This window comes from Ruoffia sp. FAM 20857, from assembly GCF_045528645.1.
Classification (GTDB): Bacteria; Bacillota; Bacilli; order Lactobacillales; family Aerococcaceae; genus Ruoffia; species Ruoffia halotolerans.
In genome coordinates this window covers 22,944-41,531 of record NZ_JBGQRB010000020.1, presented here as the reverse complement: position 1 = coordinate 41,531, position 18,588 = coordinate 22,944, and the positions used below count along the sequence as shown (strand labels likewise).

The window sequence follows — 18,588 nt, the reverse complement described above, 5'->3', positions numbered from 1 at the left end:
ATTTGAGAGAAAACTTACCTAAGGAAGCTTTAAAGTCCTTTACCTCAGATCGAGGAAAAGAATTTGCTTGTTATCCTGAGGTCGAAGCAGCAGGGATTGATTTTTATTTTGCCGATGCTTATAGTGCTTGGCAAAGAGGAACCAATGAGAACTCTAACGGTTTACTGCGTGATTTTTTTCCTAAGAAAACAGACCTCGCTAGAGTGATTTACCAAGAACTCAATCAAGCTTTGTGGTTAATGAATAATCGTCCTAGGAAATGCTTAGATTACCAAACACCCTTGGAAGTATTTTTACACGAACTCTTATTAATTGAGTAAATAAAAAATTGTCGCAATACTTATTGCAATTCAACATATTAAAAAGCTTGGATTACAAATGATAAGCCGTTTAGCGTGAAGTAAATCCCAACTAAATAAGCAACTGTCAGAATTGATGCGATTGGATTAAAGATTAATATGATTCCAATGATGATACTTATAATAGATAAAAACACAATTAACCAGAAATTTCTTTTACTATATTTTCTAATCGCTCTTGCTGATACCAAGGCAATAACTGAATCAATGATAAACCAAATCGCAAATACGATTGGTAAAGCAATAACACCGGCAGTGATGTTAAAGAATAAGAATACACCAATAATAATATCGATGATACCAATCACAATCAGCCAATTATTCGTCATCCCTGTGTATTCTTTTAAGCGATTACGAATTATAATTTGCGTAATCCCCTTAAACGCTACCGCAAAAGCAAATAAATATATGACAAAACTGGCACTTCCAAGTGGGTTGTTAAATGCAAGTATCCCTAAAATAATATAAATAATTCCAACAATAAGTGACCACCAATTAAATCCATTCTCAGTTTTTGACAATGAAACCACCTCTTTCATTATAAATTATATAATTATTTTAACGTGAGATTTTTATAATATCAATTTATATGCTTGATAAACCTGCACTTAAAAAGTAATAACTTCACCTTCTCAATTGAGCATTCTGACCTCCTCAGTTATAATAAATATATAAACGAGAGGGGAATTATTTATATGTCACAAATTTATTTTGCAAGCCCATTATTTAGTGAAATGGAATTAAATTATAACGCTCAATTAGTTAAACAAATTAGAGAAAAATATACAGAAAGCACTGTGTTCTTACCTCAAGAACAAGGTGATATTAATGATAAACAAAGTTATGCAGATTCAATGATGATTGCTAAAGCTGATACAGAGGCTGTGTTAAAAAGTGATTTAGTTGTTGCGATACTAGACGGGTTAGTCATTGACCCAGGTGTTGCTTCAGAAATTGGCATTGCTTACCAAGCAGGAATACCTGTCATTGGCCTTCACTCTGACCAACGTCACCAAGGTGCGGATAACCAAGAAAAATTAGATGCACTGCAAAATGTTGCCGAATCTCAGTTCCCTTATGTTAATCTGTATACAGTTGGATTAATAAAATTAAACGGAGAAATCGTCAATACATCCCAAGAATTAATCGAACGTATTTCAAATTACATATAAATGAAAGGATCCTTTTATGTATAAAGAAGTTATCGGAGTTATCGATATTGGTTCCAACACCATTCGACTTGTGATATTCGGGTTGGATGAGCAATACAACTATATCGAAATCCAAAATATTAAAACACCTGCCCGTCTTTCGCAGTATTTAATTACTGATAAAGATGGTGAAAACCCTCAGATGTCTCAAGACGGTATTGATAAATTAATTGAAACTTTAATCAGTTTTAGAGCCGTAGCTGAATCATTTAATGTAGCTCAAATCCTTCCTATGGCAACCGCAGCCGTGCGTCAATCTGTTAATAAAGCAGATATTCTTGAACAAGTAAAAGAGGGCACTGGTTTAGAAATTAATCTTGTTTCTGAAGAAGATGAGGCAAGTTACGGTCAATACGCTATCACTCATTCGACAGTCGTTAATGATGCGATTACAATCGATATCGGTGGTGGAAGTTGTGAGATTACTTATTATGAAGATAAAAACATGGTTCAATACCACAGTTTTCCTTTTGGTGCTGTAAGTTTAAGCAAACAATTCTTCCAAGACAAAGATCATAATGATTCCGAAGCCATTGAGGCAGTTCAAGAATATGTCCGCAAGCAATTTAAACAGTTTGATTGGATTAAAAAAGCGAAGCTACCGATTGTGGCAATTGGTGGGTCAGCCCGTAACATTGCGAATGTTCATCAACGTTTAGTTGATTACCAAATGGCCGGAGTCCATGGCTATTCTATGGATGAAGATGATATTAAAGAAACACTAGATTTATTTATATCAACAGATATTGATGATATGACTGACATTGAAGGACTTAGTGCCGACCGTAAAGATTTGATTATTCCTGCTAATATCGTTTTTCTAGAGCTTTTTAAAATAGTAAAAGCAAAAGAATTCCTACTGTCATCACAAGGTTTACGTGAAGGGATTATTCTCAAATATATTAATCATACATACAATTATCCATTAGATAACCAACTCATTCGCGTGCGATCGATTCGTCAAGTTGTTCGTGATTTTCCTATTAACACTGTTGGGGCTCAAATTATCGTTGATATTATTATTAGCTTATATCAACAACTTTGTAAACTTGGCTTATTGACATACAGTTATGAAACTCAAGAAGAAATTGAATTTGCAGCTTATATTTACCGTTTTGGTGGTTTTATTAGTCCAGAAGCCGATTCTCAGCATACGTTCTACCTATTATCTAATATGAACTTACTCGGTTTCTCGCATCGAAAACGTCTGTGTCTTGCATTACTAGCAAGTTACCGTAACCGATCACTATTTAAGCAATATCTAACAAACTATGAGAATTGGTTAACAGATGAAGAAATTAGTAACTTAGAAGTTTTAGGTGGCGTCTTAAAATTTAGCTCTGCTTTAAACGACTCAAAAACTGGTCCGATAGAGGATTTAAAACTATATCGTACCAAAGATAAAAATTACAAACTTGATATTTATCACTCAGCTCCAGTGATTGCAGAAAAATACCGGAGTATGCGCCATGCCAAGCATTTTGAAAGAGCATTAGATGGTGATTTAGAAATAGAATTCATTCAAAAATAATTAGTCTGTAGTGAGAAAGGAGCATTTTGTGAATAAACAAACGGAAGATAATAAAATGGTGGATAACGTCTGGAATCATGATTCTTCAAATCAAGCGAATGCATCAAAGACAACGATTAACTTAGATAATCCTAATTACTACTTTAACCGAGAATTAAGTTGGTTAGATTTTAATCGTCGTTGTATTGATGAAGCCTTTGATAAAGAGAATCCTTTACTTGAGCAATTAAACTTCTTAGCTATAGGCTCTTCAAACTTAGATGAGTTTGTCATGGTTCGCGTGGCTGGAGTTTATGATCAATTTTTAGCCGGTGTAAAAGTCGCTGAAAACAAAACTCAAATGACACCTAGAGATTTATTACAAGGTATCAGTGAGAAAAATCATGAAAATGTCACCGTACAGTACAAACGATATAACGAAATCATTCCAACTTTGGATTCCTTAAATTATTCAATTAAGCGAATGAATGAGTTAAATGAAGAAGAATTGGCTCAAGCAGAAAGATATTTTACAGACTTGATTCTTCCAACTTTATCACCATTGGGAGTCGATGCATATAAACCCTTCCCTCACTTATCGAATAAGAGTTTGAATATTCTTGTTCAACTTGAACAGAAAAAGGAAGAATTAACTGCCATCGTTCCTATCCCTTCATTATTAAATCGCTATACAACACTTGAAGTGGGGAAAAAACGTACAATTATATTAACAGAAGATATTATTGTTCATTTTATTAGTGCTTTATTTACTGGTTACACAATTAAGTACACTTACCCATTCCGTATTACACGAAATGCTGACTTCGACATCATTGAAGACAGTGCCGCAGACTTATTAGCACTGATTGAAGATTATGTTAAAAGTAGAAAAAAAGGAATGGCTGTCCGTTTAGAAATCGATACACGTGGTGTAGAAAATTATAATTCAGACCATCATACATTTTTACAAAATATTCTTGAATTAGCTGACCAAGATATCTACTTAGTTGATGGTCCGCTTGATCTTACTTATCTGTTCTCACTTGTTGACCAAATTGGTGAGGAACACCCTGATCAGTTATATAAACCATTTACACCGCATTTAAATCCAAAACATTTAGGTGAGAGCTTATTCGATGAGGCTGATAAAAAAGATATCTTCTTAAATCACCCATTCGACTCCTTCAAACCGGTTGTATCCTTTGTGGAACAAGCAGCTGAAGATGAGAATACGATTGCGATTAAACAAACGCTTTATCGTGTATCAAAAAATTCCCCCATTATTTCTGCTTTGAAAAAAGCCGCTGAGAATGGTAAAGAAGTGACTGTTTTGGTTGAATTAAAAGCGCGATTTGATGAACAAAATAACGTTTATTGGGCTCGTGAACTAGAAGAAGCTGGTTGTCACGTTCTATATGGTGTGAGCGAGTTAAAGACACATAGTAAAATCACGCTAATTATTCGCAAAGACGACAATAAGATTAAAAGATATATTCATTTAGGTACTGGAAATTATAATGACAAAACAGCAAATACTTATACAGATATGGGTGTCATCTCTTCTCACGATGAATTAGCTAGCGATGCATCTAGTTTCTTTAACTACTTAAGTGGTTATACAGAAAGACCGACTTACAAGCATCTTCACGTCTCCCCCTTTGAGATTCGTGATTCCTTAATTGATTACATTAATGAAGAGATTGATTATCAAAAACAATATGGCAATGGGCGTATTATTACGAAAATGAATTCATTAACTGATAAACCTTTGATTCAAAAATTGTATGAAGCAAGTCAAGCTGGTGTGAAAGTCGACTTAATTGTCCGAGGTATTTGTTGTTTGCGTCCTGGTATACCAGGTATCTCAGAGAATATCCACGTACGCAGTATCGTTGGGCGATTCTTAGAGCATAGTCGTGTTTATCACTTTAACCGTAATGGCAAAAAACACCTATTCCTATCTTCTGCAGATATGATGACACGTAATATGACAAAACGTGTTGAAATTGAGTTTCCAATTTTAGATCAAGATATCGAAGCGGAAGTACTTGATATTCTTGAATTGCAATTAGCAGATACAATGAAAGCGCGCGTCTTGCAATATGACGGAGACTATGTTCGTCCAGATCGAACTGCCACTCATTTAAATTCTCAAAATGAATTAATGAAACGTGCGAATGCTGCTACTGAAGCGATTCAGACAATGACAATTGAAAGTAAGAAAAAAGATAATTGGTTTACCCGTATTTTACGTCGCTTTAATAACTAATTTTCTTAAACGAAAAGTGTTGGTGAGAGTTATTTCGCTGGCACTTTTTTCTGTGTAAAATAGTGCTTGATTAGGCTGAGTATAAGCTATTTTAAAGTGTTTAAAATAAATTCCGATAATAATCAAAGCTTTTTTTGAATTTTTGTATATTTATGGTTTATTTATTTAGTTTTTGTGTTAATATATCTGGTGGTGCCAAAAAGTATTAAGGGCACGAATGAGTATTCCAATGGGAGGAAAAAGAATGATAAATGTATCTAACGTCAGTTTACAATTCCCAGATCGTAAGCTTTTTGATGAAGTAAATATTACGTTTACGCCTGGAAACTGCTACGGAGTTATCGGTGCGAATGGGGCTGGAAAATCAACATTTCTTAAAATTTTATCTGGTGACGTTACACCAACTACCGGAAACGTTAGTATGGACCCAGAAGAACGTCTGGCTGTATTAAGCCAAAACCATTATGGCTTCGAAGACCATACGGTGATTGAAACTGTCATGATGGGTTATAAAGAATTATACGAAACAATGAAAGAAAAAGATGCTATCTATATGAAGCCAGACTTCACAGATGAAGATGGTATTCGAGCAGGTGAATTAGAAGGACTATTCGCAGAAATGCGCGGATGGGAAGCTGAATCTGAAGCGAGTGATATGCTTCAAGGTTTAGGTATCGATACAAGCATGCATAATCAATTAATGCGTGAATTAAATGAAGCGGATAAAATCAAAGTTTTACTTGCTCAAGCATTATTCGGTAAACCAGATAACTTATTACTGGACGAGCCGACTAACGGTTTAGACGCACAAGCCATTGACTGGTTGAGTGATTTCATTATGGACTTCCCTAACACAGTGATTGTTGTTTCCCATGACCGTCACTTCTTAAATACAGTTTGTACACACATGGCGGATGTAGACTTTGGTAAGATTAAACTATTCGTAGGTAACTATGATTTCTGGTTACAATCAAGCCAACTAGCTGCAAGAATGCAAGCTGACCAAAACGCTAAAAAAGAAGAGAAAATTAAAGAATTACAAGACTTTATCGCTCGTTTCTCTGCGAACGCATCTAAGTCTAAACAAGCGACATCACGTAAAAAAATGTTAGATAAAATCACTTTAGATGATATCCAACCTTCTTCACGTCGCTATCCATTTGTTGGCTTCTCACCGGAGCGCGAAATTGGTAATGACTTGTTACGCGTTGAAGGTGTTTCAAAAACCATTGATGGAGAAAAAGTATTAGACAACATTACTTTTACACTTAGCCGTGAAGATAAAGTTGCCTTTTCAAGTCGTAATGACAACGCAACAACTGCCCTATTTGAAATTCTTATGGGGAACATGGAACCAGATACCGGAACAGTTGAATGGGGAGTAACAACTTCTCAAACTTACTTACCACGTAACTCTGGTGATGAATTTGATGGTGTAGAATTAACTATTGTTGATTGGTTAAGACAGTACGCTTCAAAAGAAGAACAAGACAATACTTTCTTACGCAGTTTCTTAGGTAGAATGTTGTTTAGTGGTGAAGATGTTATGAAACCAGTGAATGTATTATCTGGTGGTGAAAAAGTCCGTTGTCTACTTTCTAAGATGATGCTTTCTAAAGCAAACGTATTAGTCTTAGATCAACCGACAAATCACTTAGACTTAGAGTCAATCACTGCATTAAACGAAGGTTTAATTAAATTTAAAGGTGCCATTTTAATGGCTTCACATGACTTTGAAGTATTAAATACAACATGTAACCGAGTGATTGAAGTCACTTCAAACGGTTCATTTGATCGTGTCAACTCAACATATGAAGAATATGTTAATGATCAAGATGTACAAAATCGTCTGGAAACTTTATACAACGCCTAAAACAGATTAAAAGGAGACTTAATTAATATAATGGAAGTTTTTGATTTCGAAGATGTTCAAATGATTCCTAACAAAAGTATCGTACAAAGTCGTTCTGAGTGTGATACATCTATCAAGTTTGGTCCACGTGAATTTAAAATTCCGGTAGTACCTGCAAATATGCAAACAGTCATGAATGGAGAACTTGCAGTTTGGTTCGCTGAGAATGATTACTTTTATATTATGCACCGTTTTGACGAAGAAGGACGTATTCCATTCGTTAAAATGATGCACGAAAAAGAACTCTTTGCTTCAATAAGTGTTGGTATCAAAGACTATGAATATGACTTTGTTCGTCAACTTGCTGAAGAAAAAATTGTTCCTGAGTATATCACAATTGATGTTGCTCACGGTCATTCAGAATATGTTATCGATATGATTCGTTTTGTTAAAGAATACTTACCTGAGACTTTCCTAATTGCTGGTAATGTGGGTACACCTGAAGCTGTTCGTGAATTAGAAAACGCTGGTGCAGACGCTACTAAAGTCGGCGTTGGACCTGGTCGTGTATGTATTACTAAGTTAAAAACTGGTTTTGGTACAGGTGGATGGCAATTAGCTGCTGTTCGTGCTTGTGCGAAAGCTGCAACAAAACCAATTATTGCTGATGGTGGTATCCGTCACAATGGTGATATTGCTAAAGCTGTACGTTTCGGTGCTTCAATGGTAATGATTGGATCATTATTTGCAGCACACGAAGAAAGCCCAGGAAAATCTCGCGAAATCGATGGTAAAATGTACAAAGAATACTTCGGTAGTGCATCTGAACATCAAAAAGGTGAACACAAAAACGTCGAAGGAAAAATCGAAATGATCCGTGCACGCGGAAAATTAATTGATACATTAGTAGAAATGCAACAAGACTTACAATCAGCCATCTCTTATGCCGGTGGTAACAAATTGGAAGCGATTCGTCACGTTGATTATGTTTTAGTTCGTAATACTATTTATAACGGTGACAGATAATTACTTCGCCCTATAAACAAAAAAGGATGTTAGTTGAGTTTCAAGACTCATTTAACATCCTTTTTGTATTAACTTATAACAGCAACAAAATTACCGTATTTATCAATATGTATATCACTGCAAAAGTGATGATTATTTTTACATACATGTGTCGTTAAACTATAAATAATTAATAAAGCCCTAAAGACATGATAAGCACTCGTTACAACCGAAAATTTGAGCTTTTGCGACGTCATCTTAGCATATGAACATAAGATGTCCTCTTCTGTATTCGTCGCCTGATTCTCTAGGATAATCGCCTCTTTGGGCACTCCTTATAACTTAATCGCTTTATTTACTCGACTGGCTAATAATGACGTGCCCCGGCTACCCCCGCCCCTAGAACCACTTGATAATCAAGATTCATTTTGGTAAAGTGCATTAAATTCAGCATTATAGTTATCAATTAAAGATTGATAATTAAGAGAGAGAAAACAATCCACCTACTTTTAATTTTTACTGCTACTTTATATACCTCATTATTTTAATATAAATATGCATTTTATATTAAAAATTCGTTCTTGACCCACTGACTCTCAAACTTGTCATCATCGCATTCTAGGTGTATACTTTTATCTTAATTATACTCATCAATTTATTATTTAACAATTTAAGAAACTATGGTTATAATAATATAAGATAAACTAAGAAAGAGAAGTGAAGTTAATGGGACGTAAATGGATGAATATCAGAGAAAAGAAAGCGAAACAAGACCAAGACACTTCCTGTGTCTATGCGAAATTTGGTATTGAAATCTATGCAGCAGCAAAATCAGGTGAACCTGATCCCGATTTAAACCAAAAACTAAAATTTGCGATTGAACGTGCAAAGACTTATGATGTACCTAAACATATTATCGATCGCGCTGTAGATAAAGCAAAAGGGTCAGATGATGAGCAATTCCAAGAATTACGTTACGAAGGCTTCGGTCCAAGTGGTTCAATGGTTATCGTAGATGCCTTAACGAATAATGTAAATCGTACTGCTGGAAATGTCCGCTCTTTATATGGTAAAAACGGCGGTAACATGGGTGTCAGTGGTTCAGTTAGTTATTTATTTGATAACACAGCTGTATTTGTAATTGCTAATCAAGATGCTGAAGAAATAATGATGGCTTTACTCGAAGCTGATGTTGACGTCCGTGACGTTCAACAAGAAGATGACCAAGTCGTTGTTTATGGTGAACCAACAGATTTCAGCCATATTAAAGACGCACTTGAAGCATTTGGAATTGATAAGTTCGAAGTTGCTGAATTAGAAATGCTTCCTAAATCAGAAGTATCACTTGGGGAAGATGATTTAGTTCAGTTTGAAAAACTCATTGATGCACTTGAAGATGACGAGGATGTTCAGAAGGTTTATCATAACGTAGATCTATAAGATAACTTTAATTAGAGAAGGAGATATTATGCCACTACCTGACTTTTCACTTATTCGAAGCAATGGTGATCCCTATCGATTGAATGATTACAATAATCACGTTTTATTGATTGTGAATACTGCCACACAATGTGGTCTCAATTCTCAATTCGAAGAGCTAGAAGCACTTTACCAAGAATTCAAAGAACAAGATTTTACCGTCATTGGCTTTCCGAGCAATCAATTTAAACAAGAAGATCAAACCAATGATTCTATGGCAGAAAGTTGTGAGATTAATTTTGGTGTGACGTTTCCATTGAATGAATTAGTGAATGTCAATGGGAAGAACGCTGAGCCTGTGTTCCAATGGTTAAAACAGGAAAAAGGCGGCTTACTTAACAATGATATTAAATGGAATTTCACAAAATTTTTAATTGACCGTCAAGGTAAGGTAGTAAAAAGATATCCACCAACAACTAAACCTATAAGTTTCAAAAAAGATATTCAAGAACTGTTATAAATATTTAAAAGGCCGTCTCAAACAACTTCGTTTGGAACGGCCTTTCTCTATATCTTAATTTGGTTTTTTTGTTACTGATTTAACTTCATAACCACGCTTTTCAATAGCTTGAACTAAATTATCCACTCTATCTGTATTCACACTGATGACAATTCGAATTGAATTCTCAAGATGATAGTAAACAATCATATGAGTTAGGTTATTATCTGACTCAACTAAGGCATCACCAATTTCTTCAATCACACCTTCACGGTCTTTGTCTAACTCAACAACTATAGTCGTCCCAGGTTCGCGCGTTCCTGATATATCCACGAATGCATTAAAGATATCTTTGTCTGTAATGACTCCGACTAATCTTTCGTTCTCTAAGACAACTAAGACACCTAAATTATTTTCAGACATAATTGTCGCTGCATGATCCAATAGTGTATCTGGATTTGCTGAGTGTAATTTTGTAGCCATAATATCTTCTGCAGTTGTTTTCTCTAATAAATAGTTAATTTCATTACGACTTAAACTTGTCGCGTTCGATGGTAAGTTACGATTAATTAAATCTTTAGTTACTAAACCAACAAGCTTGTCATTTTTTAAAACTGGTAGACGATTAATATCATGTTTACGTAATAAATCTTGAGCCTCAGTCACAGAAGTCTGAGGAGTAATCGTAATTAATTCTGCTGTCATATAATCTTTTACGTACATTTTTATCCTCCTAAATATGCTTTATGAACTTCATCACTTGCTAATAACTCTTCACCAGATCCAGACAAAACAACTTTACCAGTCTCTAACACGTAGCCTCGTGTAGCTATCTGCAATGCCATTTTAGCATTTTGTTCAATTAAAAGCACGGTTGTTCCCTGTTTTTGGATGGATTCAATAATACTAAAGATTTCTTTAATAAAGATTGGTGCGAGTCCCATTGATGGTTCATCTAATAATAATAATCTAGGTTTAGACATCAGTGCACGACCCATAGCTAACATTTGTTGCTCTCCACCAGATAAAGTTGAAGCATCTTGTTTCAGTCGTTCACTTAATACTGGGAATCGTTTATAAACGTTTTGTAAGTCTTCTTCAATTTGATCCTTATCTTTACGTAAAAACGCGCCTAATTCTAAATTCTCTTTAACACTTAAGCCTTTAAATACGTGGCGGCCTTCAGGCACTTGAGAGATTCCTGCTTCAACAATCTTTTTTGGTGAATATCTTTCTAAGTTTTTACCTTCATATTCAACCGATCCACCAGCAGCTTTAACTAAACCAGAAATTGTTCTAAGAATCGTCGATTTACCTGCTCCATTGGCTCCAATTAAAGTAACGATTTCACCTTCATTAACTTCAAAACTCACGTTACGAACCGCGTTAATCATTCCATAGTTTACTTGGAGATTATTTACTTTTAACATTAACTATCCCCTCCTAAGTATGCACGAACAACATCTTCGTTTGATTGAATTTCTTTCGGTGTACCTTCAGCAATCAATCGTCCATATTCCAGTACATAAATTCTTTGGCAAATATCCATAACTAGAGACATATCGTGTTCTATTAACACAATCGTCAAGTTAAATTGCTCACGGATTTGCGCAATTAATGATGTTAAATCTGCGGTTTCATTCGGATTCATTCCGGCTGCTGGCTCATCTAAGAATAAGATTTTGGGTTTAGTTGCTAACGCACGGACAATTTCTAAACGTCTTTGTTGCCCATAAGCTAAGTTTCTCGCTTTATCATTAGCATGTTTAGCCAAATCAAAGATTGAAAGTAACTCAAAAGCTTCCTCACGCATATTTTTTTCTGTTTCATAATAAGCAGATGTTCTAAAAATACTTGAGAACATAGAATTCCCATCTTCTCGGTGCATCGCTACTTGAACATTTTCAAGTACAGTCATATCTGTGAATAAGCGAATGTTTTGGAATGTTCTTGCTAGGCCCATTCCGTTAATTTTATCTGGTCGCTTACCATTTAGTTCTTTCATTTCGTCATCAACTTTTAATTTAATTGTTCCTTCTGTTGGTTTATATACGCCAGTTAAAAGGTTGAAGAATGTTGTCTTCCCTGCTCCGTTAGGGCCAATTAATCCAACTAATTCACCCTCGTTCAACTCTAAGGAAACATTTGATACGGCTGCTAATCCACCGAAGTTTTTTGTTAATTTATCGACTTCTAATAGACTCATGAAACTGCCTCCTTATCTTTACTTCCAAATAATCTGTCCACGATACTACCAAATTTGAATTCCCAAGTTCCTAATAACCCTCCTGGGCGGAAAATCATAATTAGCACTAAGGCAACGGCATAAATAACCATACGCAATTGACCATAGTCTTGAAGGAATAAGTTAAGTAATCCTAATAATATCGCAGCAATGAAAGTACCAGTGTAACTACCAATACCACCAAATACGACAATGATTAATACATCAATTGAACGGTTAAATGTATAATCACTTGGCGTTACGATACCAATGAATGTCGCTTGAAGTGACCCACCAACAGCTGCCGTCATTGCTCCAATAACAAAAGCCATAACTTTATATTTAGTAACACTCACTCCCATGGCCTCAGCAGCAATTTCGTTTTGATTGATTGCTAAAGTGGCACGTCCACTACTACTATATGTATAACATACAATAATCGTTACAATGATAATTAAGAAGATATAAACTAACTCCCAAGTTGTTACTAATGGAATACCACTGATACCTGCTGGACCATTTGTAATATCACGTAAATTATTAATTAGAACACGGATAATCTCACTAACACCAAGTGTTGCGATAGCTAAGTAATCACCCTTCAGTCTTAAAGTAGGGACACCAACTAATAATGCCATGATCATTGCAATGACCATTCCGACTGCAATCCCAACAAATAAACCTAATGTACTATTGTCCATTTCTTTTGTAAAGATGGCAGCTGAATAAGCTCCAATAGCAATAAAACCGGCATGTCCTAATGAGAATTGACCGGCCACTCCTAAGATAAGGTTTAAACCTGCTGCATAAATAACGTTCAACATAATTGTCATTAATGTAATTCGGTAGAATGGATTAATAACGCCTGTTGAAGTTAGAAAGTAGATTGCCGCAAAACCAAAGAGCGCTAGCGCTAACCATGATATACTTCGTAAATGTATTCTCTGCATGTTATCACCTAAACTTTCTCTTTAACATTCTTACCGAACAACCCTGAAGGAAGTACAAGTAAGATTACAATTAATAAACCATAAACTACGGCGTCTTTATACATTGACCCACCCATGAAAGTAACGATTGTTTCTAGGATACCAATGACATATCCACCAACCATTGCTCCAGGAATTGACCCAACCCCACCAACTACGGCAGCTACGAAGGCTTTTAGACCTAAAGCTGTACCCATACCAGGAGAAATTGAATTATAATAAACACCAACTAGGACACCTGCAATACCTGCAAGTCCTGAACCTAAGGCGAATGTAAAGGAAATAACGCGGTTCACGTCAATCCCCATTAACTGTGACGCTTCTGAATCGACGGCAACAGCTCGCATTGCTTTCCCCATTTTTGATCGTTGAACAATCGTATACAGTAAGATCATTAAAATCACTGTAATAGCAAATACTAAAATTTGTTTTGAGTTAATTACAATATTACCTATACGATAGATTGAAGTCTCAAGTGGCGATGGAAAAGCTCTAACTTCCGGACCTAAGAAATAAATCATAATATTCTGTAGAAAATACGATACCCCAATTGCTGTAATCAGAGAAGCTACACGAGTTGAATTACGTAAAGGCTTATATGCAACACGTTCAATTACGACTCCTAAAATTGCACAAAATATCATAGCAATTAACATTGCTAAGAATAAGTTCATCTCTAAAACTGTGACTAAGTAATACCCTACAAAGGCACCCATCATAAATATATCGGCATGTGCAAAGTTAATTAATTTAATCGTACCATATACCATTGTATAACCTAAGGCCATCAATGCGTATATACTACCTAAAGCAACACCATTTACTAGTTGCTGCAAAAATAGTTGCATAATAAAATTCCTTTCTTGTTAAAATTTAATAATTTATAAGAGTATAATATAGACTTTCTAATTTTACAACCGGTTTTCTTAAATAAATTAGCTTTTCTCTAATAATTCCAATCAAAAACAAATGTAACCGTTTCATTTTTCTGTCTTTATCCTTTTTACGCTACACTTCTACAAATTATATATTTTATTGAATGTTTCTAATTTAATTCTAATAAAAAGACTGTAGGCTAATAACAAGCATGTTAATAGCTTACAGTCTATGTCTTAAAACACGTTACTATTCACCAACATTAACAGCTTCTACGTTTTCAACTTCACCATTTGTTAATTGCAACATTAAAACTTCTTTAACTGGGTTATGATCTTCGTCAATTGAGAACGTACCCGTTAACCCATCAAATGTTTCCGTCGCTGCTAAAGCATCTGTAACTGCTTGACGATCAGCTGATCCAGCACGCTCAACAGCATCTAATAATAACATTGTCGCATCATAACTTAACACTGCGAATTGATCCGCTTGTTTACCATATTCTTCTTCGAACTTTGTTAAAAAATCTTGTAAATCTTCGTCGTCACTTAAGGGAGAATAGTGAGCTGTGTAATAAACATCATTAACGTTACTTGCACCTGCTAAGTCAACTAAAGTTTGGTTACCTAAACCGTCCCCTCCGACAATCGGTTGTGTAATTCCTAATTCACGTGCTTGTTTAATTAATAAACCAACTTCTGTATAGTAACCAGGTACATAAAGTACATCAAACTCTTGAGATAGTAATGATGTTAACGATGCTGTAAAATCATTATCGCCTGATTGGAATGATTCAGTTGTAACAACTTGTCCTCCTAAAGCTTCAAACTCTTCAGTAAATGCCTGCTCTAGCCCTGTCGCATAGTCCGTAGATTGGTCAACGAATAATGCTGCTGTTTGTGCACCTAATGTTTCAGTAACATATGTTGCTGCCGCACGGCCTTGGAATGCATCTTCAAATGCTACACGGAATAAATACTCAAACACATCTCCATTATCGTCTAATGTCATACCATTCCCCGTTGCTGCTGGTAAAATTGCTGGAACTGCTGCTTCTTGAATGACTGGAATTTGTGCGTTAGAGTCACCTGTTGTTGCTGGTCCTACAATTCCGACAACGTCTTCAGATGCTAATCGCTGAGCAACTGAAGCAGCTTCAGTTAAATCTGATGTATTATCATACTCTACGTATTCAACCTCACCACCTAATACTCCACCATTTTCATTTACTTCTTTAACTGCTAATTTTGCCGCCTCTGACATGGGTGTTCCGTAAGCCGCTGCATCTCCAGTTAATTCAAAGTTTCCACCGATTTTTACAGTATCTTGCGCTAATACTTGACCTGCTCCTAACAAACTCGACCCGACTGCTAATCCTGTTAATAAAGACAACGCTAATTTTCTTAATTTCATTTTGTACTCCTCCTCAAGAATAATTTTTCAACAAAAAACCTGACCTAGACAGATTATCTAGGTCAGGTTTCTTGGGTCACTTTAAAAAAGTGCATCAAATATACTCACTCTAGATATCAATCTATGTGGGCATCAAAATAACTAGCACCTCATAGACACAAACAACCGAAGCCGTGTTTGCACCTAATCATCTAGCTACAAACACTATCTAATGATAATGCTAATAATAATATTTTGAACGTTTAATACACTTTTCTTCATGTGATTCCCTCTTATCTTTTGTTGTTAGATTTATAATAAACGATTAATTAGATTAAGTCAACATTTTTTTAACTATAATCTCATTCACTTTTCATATAATAGTGAAATTTGCTGAGTTATACTCATATAGTATACTTTATATTAATTATTTCTTTAAAAAACAGTTTTTATATGTTTAAATAAGAATATTATTAAAATTTTAATTTAAAGGAGCTTGAAAATGAAGTCACAAAAATTAGGGATTATCGGAGTTGGGCACGTAGGAGAGCATGTCTTAGCATACGCAAGTTCTTCTAACTTATTTGGAGAAATTGTCGTTATAGATTCTAGAGAAGAACTAGCTTTCGGTGAAGCTTTAGACCAAGATCATGCAACTGGATTACTTTCTCGTCCAAACGTCAACATCTACTCATCAAATGCTTATAATGATTTAAGTGATGCGGATGTTATCATCGTATCAGCAACACACGTCTATCCCAAAGGTGAAGTGCCAGCGGACCGTCAACAATTAATAACGAACAATGCTTCAATTATTCGTTCAATTATGAAAAACATTAGTGAAGTCACTCAGGAAGCAATTATTATCTTTATTACGAATCCAGCTGATACTGTCATTTATATGGCTGCGAATGAATTCTCATATCCAAAAGAACGTATGATGAGTACTGGATGCATGTTAGATTCTGCAAGATTACGTTATATCATCGGTAAGCATTACAACGTTGATCCTAAATCAGTCAATGGATACATGATGGGTGAGCATGGTTATAGTGCTGTACCAATCTTAAGCCGTTTAAGTGTTGCTGGTATTCCTTATGACCAATTATCAAAGCATTTCCCTGATATTGAACCGTTAACTGCTGATGAAGTTCAAGAAAAAGTTGTTCAAGCAGCTTATGAAGTATTCGATAACAAATTTGGAGTAACAAACGCGGCAGTGGCGCAATCATCGATTGAACTAGCTCGGGCAATTCTCTTGGATGAACATTCAATTTATCCGATTAGTACACCGTTACTCGAGGGAGAATACAATACAGAACGACCTGTGGCATTTAGTACACCTACGGTGATTACACGTCAAGGTTGGACTAAACGATTTGAAGTGCCATTAAATGAATGGGAAACTGAGAAATTAAATGTCTCAGCTGAAAGTATTCGTGCTTCGATTGATTTAGCAGAATCATTACTATAATCATTAACTATTCCGGCTGAGAGGTAATTACATCTCAGCTTTTTTGTATTGAATATTATATTTTTACACTAAAAAAGCAGAAGGACAATGCCTTCTGCGTGTATATAATACTTATTATTCTGCTGATACGTTCTCAGCCGATACAATTTCGCCTTCTTGTAGTTCAATCATAACCGCTGGTTTAACTGGGTTATGGTTTTCATCAATCGCGAATGTTCCTGTCACTCCTGCAAATTCTGTTGTATCAGCAATTGCATCTGTAATCGCTTGGGGATCTGTTGAACCGCTACGCTCGATTGCATCAATAATTAGCATTGCTGCATCATAACCTAGCGCATTCCATGTTCCCCCCTCTTTGCCGTACTTCTCTTCAAAGGCAGTAAGGAAATCTTGAACCGACTCTTCTTCACTTTCGTTTGAGAAGTGGTCAGTATAGTAGATATCGTTTGCGTTCTCTGTTCCAGCAAGGTCTAATAAAACTTCACTTGAGAATCCGTCAGGTCCAATAATTGGTTGCTCAATCCCCATCTCGCGGGCTTGTTTAATAATTAATCCTGCTTCAGTATAATATGCTGGAATATAAATAACATCAAAGTCTTGTGTCAACGCTGTTGTTAGAATGGCAGAAAAGTCTGTGTCTCCAGCTGTAAATGAATCTTCATTAACAATTGTTCCACCACTACTTTCAAATTCAGAATTAAAGTTATCAGCTAATCCGCGAGAATAATCCGAAGATTGATCGACAAATACGATTGCATTTGTTGCACTTAAATCTTCAGCAGCAAAAGTTGCACCGGCACTACCTTGATATGAGTTATTGAAGCATACTCTAAAGAAATATTCTAATACATCTCCCGCTGAATCAAAAGTAATGTCATCATCGGTTGCTGATGGAGATACCATTGGAATGTTCGCCTCTGTGAAAATTGGCAGTTGCGCCTCTGTGTTTCCTGTTGTTGCCGGTCCGACCACTCCAACAACTCCTTCAGCTACTAACCTTTGAGCAACAGATGCAGACTCAGTCACGTTACTTTGATTATCATAACTCACAATCTCAATTTCTTGACCATCAAGTACTCCACCATTGGCATTCACTTCTTCAACAGCTAACTCTAAACCTTCTAACATTTGAGTCCCATAAGACGCAGCGTCCCCGGATAATTCATAGTTAGCACCAATTTTTACGGTATCTTGTGCTGAAGTTAAGACTGGTGATAGAAGTGCAGATGCTATAGTGACTCCTGTAATAATGTGTTTCCCTATTTGTTTAATTTTAATATTCATAATTTCCTCCAAATTTTATAAGTTAAATTTTTCCGGCAGGCCGAGTAATAATAGGCCTGCCACCATTAATCGACTGTCGTTATCTAATTGTAAGTTGCTTTCTGTATCTCCCATTATTATCCTCCTCTTCTTATAAAATTTGTATTCTAAATTATATTCTATACAATAAAATGAGAAAAGACAACACTTTTCTCATTTTAAATTAATATTAAGTTATAATTTTGA

At 35.5% G+C, this 18,588-nt stretch carries 18 protein-coding genes; 9 read left to right on the top strand and 9 right to left on the bottom strand.

Annotation, left to right across the window (positions count from 1 at the left end; genetic code table 11):
• On the top strand, positions 1 to 320 hold a 320-nt coding region (locus ACEN4N_RS06260; protein WP_407090544.1), incomplete at its 5' end, for an IS30 family transposase.
• 38 nt (positions 321 to 358) lie between these two features.
• Here the strand turns inward: ACEN4N_RS06260 and ACEN4N_RS06255 are convergent.
• On the bottom strand, positions 359 to 880 hold the full coding sequence (locus tag ACEN4N_RS06255; protein ID WP_407090545.1) for a DUF308 domain-containing protein: 522 nt from the start codon (positions 878 to 880) through the stop codon (positions 359 to 361).
• Positions 881 to 1,054: 174 nt separating this feature from the next.
• Between ACEN4N_RS06255 and ACEN4N_RS06250 the strand changes: the two genes are divergently transcribed.
• From ACEN4N_RS06250 to guaC, 5 genes are all read left to right on the top strand, one after another.
• Positions 1,055 to 1,531 carry a nucleoside 2-deoxyribosyltransferase gene (locus tag ACEN4N_RS06250; protein ID WP_407090546.1) on the top strand — a complete coding sequence of 159 codons (477 nt, stop codon included), beginning with the start codon at positions 1,055 to 1,057 and terminating at the stop codon, positions 1,529 to 1,531.
• A 16-nt stretch (positions 1,532 to 1,547) separates the two neighbouring features.
• A complete protein-coding gene (locus tag ACEN4N_RS06245; protein WP_407093896.1) occupies positions 1,548 to 3,101 on the top strand; it encodes a Ppx/GppA family phosphatase in 1,554 nt (517 codons plus the stop codon).
• A 55-nt stretch (positions 3,102 to 3,156) separates the two neighbouring features.
• Positions 3,157 to 5,349 carry an RNA degradosome polyphosphate kinase gene (locus ACEN4N_RS06240; RefSeq protein WP_407090560.1) on the top strand — a complete coding sequence of 731 codons (2,193 nt, stop codon included), beginning with the start codon at positions 3,157 to 3,159 and terminating at the stop codon, positions 5,347 to 5,349.
• A gap of 244 nt (positions 5,350 to 5,593) precedes the next feature.
• Positions 5,594 to 7,222, top strand: a complete 1,629-nt coding sequence (locus ACEN4N_RS06235; protein WP_407090548.1) for an ABC-F family ATP-binding cassette domain-containing protein — start codon at positions 5,594 to 5,596, stop codon at positions 7,220 to 7,222.
• Between the two features lie 30 nt (positions 7,223 to 7,252).
• Complete coding sequence (guaC, locus tag ACEN4N_RS06230; protein ID WP_407090549.1) at positions 7,253 to 8,227, top strand: GMP reductase; 975 nt, start codon at positions 7,253 to 7,255, stop codon at positions 8,225 to 8,227.
• Positions 8,228 to 8,295: 68 nt separating this feature from the next.
• Here guaC and ACEN4N_RS06225 read toward each other — a convergent pair whose 3' ends face one another.
• A complete protein-coding gene (locus tag ACEN4N_RS06225) occupies positions 8,296 to 8,538 on the bottom strand; it encodes a YdcF family protein (RefSeq protein WP_407090550.1) in 243 nt (80 codons plus the stop codon).
• Positions 8,539 to 8,932: 394 nt separating this feature from the next.
• On the opposite strand from ACEN4N_RS06225, the gene ACEN4N_RS06220 reads away from it, so the two are divergent.
• The gene (locus ACEN4N_RS06220) at positions 8,933 to 9,646 is read left to right on the top strand and encodes a YebC/PmpR family DNA-binding transcriptional regulator (RefSeq protein ID WP_407090551.1); all 714 of its coding nucleotides are present in this window, start codon (positions 8,933 to 8,935) and stop codon (positions 9,644 to 9,646) included.
• A 28-nt stretch (positions 9,647 to 9,674) separates the two neighbouring features.
• A complete protein-coding gene (locus ACEN4N_RS06215) occupies positions 9,675 to 10,145 on the top strand; it encodes a glutathione peroxidase (RefSeq protein ID WP_338489894.1) in 471 nt (156 codons plus the stop codon).
• Positions 10,146 to 10,199: 54 nt separating this feature from the next.
• Here ACEN4N_RS06215 and ACEN4N_RS06210 read toward each other — a convergent pair whose 3' ends face one another.
• The 6 genes from ACEN4N_RS06210 to ACEN4N_RS06185 all read right to left on the bottom strand — a co-directional run bounded on the left by ACEN4N_RS06210 (position 10,200) and on the right by ACEN4N_RS06185 (position 15,626).
• Positions 10,200 to 10,847: a CBS domain-containing protein gene (locus ACEN4N_RS06210; RefSeq protein WP_197103538.1), complete on the bottom strand. Its 648-nt coding sequence runs from the start codon at positions 10,845 to 10,847 to the stop codon at positions 10,200 to 10,202.
• A 2-nt stretch (positions 10,848 to 10,849) separates the two neighbouring features.
• Entirely contained in the window at positions 10,850 to 11,554 is a 705-nt protein-coding gene (locus ACEN4N_RS06205; protein ID WP_407090552.1) for an ABC transporter ATP-binding protein, read from the bottom strand.
• The gene (locus tag ACEN4N_RS06200; protein ID WP_407093895.1) at positions 11,554 to 12,330 is read right to left on the bottom strand and encodes an ABC transporter ATP-binding protein; all 777 of its coding nucleotides are present in this window, start codon (positions 12,328 to 12,330) and stop codon (positions 11,554 to 11,556) included. The genes ACEN4N_RS06205 and ACEN4N_RS06200 overlap by 1 nt, the downstream gene beginning before the upstream one ends.
• Entirely contained in the window at positions 12,327 to 13,298 is a 972-nt protein-coding gene (locus ACEN4N_RS06195) for a branched-chain amino acid ABC transporter permease (protein ID WP_407090554.1), read from the bottom strand. The genes ACEN4N_RS06200 and ACEN4N_RS06195 overlap by 4 nt, the downstream gene beginning before the upstream one ends.
• Positions 13,299 to 13,306: 8 nt before the next feature.
• Positions 13,307 to 14,185: a branched-chain amino acid ABC transporter permease gene (locus tag ACEN4N_RS06190; RefSeq protein ID WP_407090555.1), complete on the bottom strand. Its 879-nt coding sequence runs from the start codon at positions 14,183 to 14,185 to the stop codon at positions 13,307 to 13,309.
• Positions 14,186 to 14,462: 277 nt separating this feature from the next.
• A complete protein-coding gene (locus tag ACEN4N_RS06185; protein ID WP_407090556.1) occupies positions 14,463 to 15,626 on the bottom strand; it encodes an ABC transporter substrate-binding protein in 1,164 nt (387 codons plus the stop codon).
• A 481-nt stretch (positions 15,627 to 16,107) separates the two neighbouring features.
• On the opposite strand from ACEN4N_RS06185, the gene ACEN4N_RS06180 reads away from it, so the two are divergent.
• Complete coding sequence (locus ACEN4N_RS06180) at positions 16,108 to 17,079, top strand: lactate/malate family dehydrogenase (RefSeq protein ID WP_407090557.1); 972 nt, start codon at positions 16,108 to 16,110, stop codon at positions 17,077 to 17,079.
• 114 nt (positions 17,080 to 17,193) lie between these two features.
• On the opposite strand, the gene ACEN4N_RS06175 is transcribed toward ACEN4N_RS06180, so the two are convergent.
• Positions 17,194 to 18,363, bottom strand: a complete 1,170-nt coding sequence (locus ACEN4N_RS06175) for an ABC transporter substrate-binding protein (RefSeq protein ID WP_407090558.1) — start codon at positions 18,361 to 18,363, stop codon at positions 17,194 to 17,196.
• Positions 18,364 to 18,588: the final 225 nt, after the last annotated feature.

What these genes read in the sequence shown, in the direction of transcription:
- ACEN4N_RS06250 (WP_407090546.1), top strand. Translation starts at nt 1,055, where the DNA reads ATGTCACAAATTTATTTTGCAAGCCCATTATTTAGTGAAATGGAATTA.
- ACEN4N_RS06245 (WP_407093896.1), top strand. Translation starts at nt 1,548, where the DNA reads ATGTATAAAGAAGTTATCGGAGTTATCGATATTGGTTCCAACACCATT.
- ACEN4N_RS06240 (WP_407090560.1), top strand. Translation starts at nt 3,157, where the DNA reads ATGGTGGATAACGTCTGGAATCATGATTCTTCAAATCAAGCGAATGCA.
- ACEN4N_RS06235 (WP_407090548.1), top strand. Translation starts at nt 5,594, where the DNA reads ATGATAAATGTATCTAACGTCAGTTTACAATTCCCAGATCGTAAGCTT.
- guaC (WP_407090549.1), top strand. Translation starts at nt 7,253, where the DNA reads ATGGAAGTTTTTGATTTCGAAGATGTTCAAATGATTCCTAACAAAAGT.
- ACEN4N_RS06220 (WP_407090551.1), top strand. Translation starts at nt 8,933, where the DNA reads ATGGGACGTAAATGGATGAATATCAGAGAAAAGAAAGCGAAACAAGAC.
- ACEN4N_RS06215 (WP_338489894.1), top strand. Translation starts at nt 9,675, where the DNA reads ATGCCACTACCTGACTTTTCACTTATTCGAAGCAATGGTGATCCCTAT.
- ACEN4N_RS06210 (WP_197103538.1), bottom strand. Translation starts at nt 10,847, where the DNA reads ATGTACGTAAAAGATTATATGACAGCAGAATTAATTACGATTACTCCT.
- ACEN4N_RS06205 (WP_407090552.1), bottom strand. Translation starts at nt 11,554, where the DNA reads ATGTTAAAAGTAAATAATCTCCAAGTAAACTATGGAATGATTAACGCG.
- ACEN4N_RS06200 (WP_407093895.1), bottom strand. Translation starts at nt 12,330, where the DNA reads ATGAGTCTATTAGAAGTCGATAAATTAACAAAAAACTTCGGTGGATTA.
- ACEN4N_RS06195 (WP_407090554.1), bottom strand. Translation starts at nt 13,298, where the DNA reads ATGCAGAGAATACATTTACGAAGTATATCATGGTTAGCGCTAGCGCTC.
- ACEN4N_RS06190 (WP_407090555.1), bottom strand. Translation starts at nt 14,185, where the DNA reads ATGCAACTATTTTTGCAGCAACTAGTAAATGGTGTTGCTTTAGGTAGT.
- ACEN4N_RS06185 (WP_407090556.1), bottom strand. Translation starts at nt 15,626, where the DNA reads ATGAAATTAAGAAAATTAGCGTTGTCTTTATTAACAGGATTAGCAGTC.
- ACEN4N_RS06180 (WP_407090557.1), top strand. Translation starts at nt 16,108, where the DNA reads ATGAAGTCACAAAAATTAGGGATTATCGGAGTTGGGCACGTAGGAGAG.
- ACEN4N_RS06175 (WP_407090558.1), bottom strand. Translation starts at nt 18,363, where the DNA reads ATGAATATTAAAATTAAACAAATAGGGAAACACATTATTACAGGAGTC.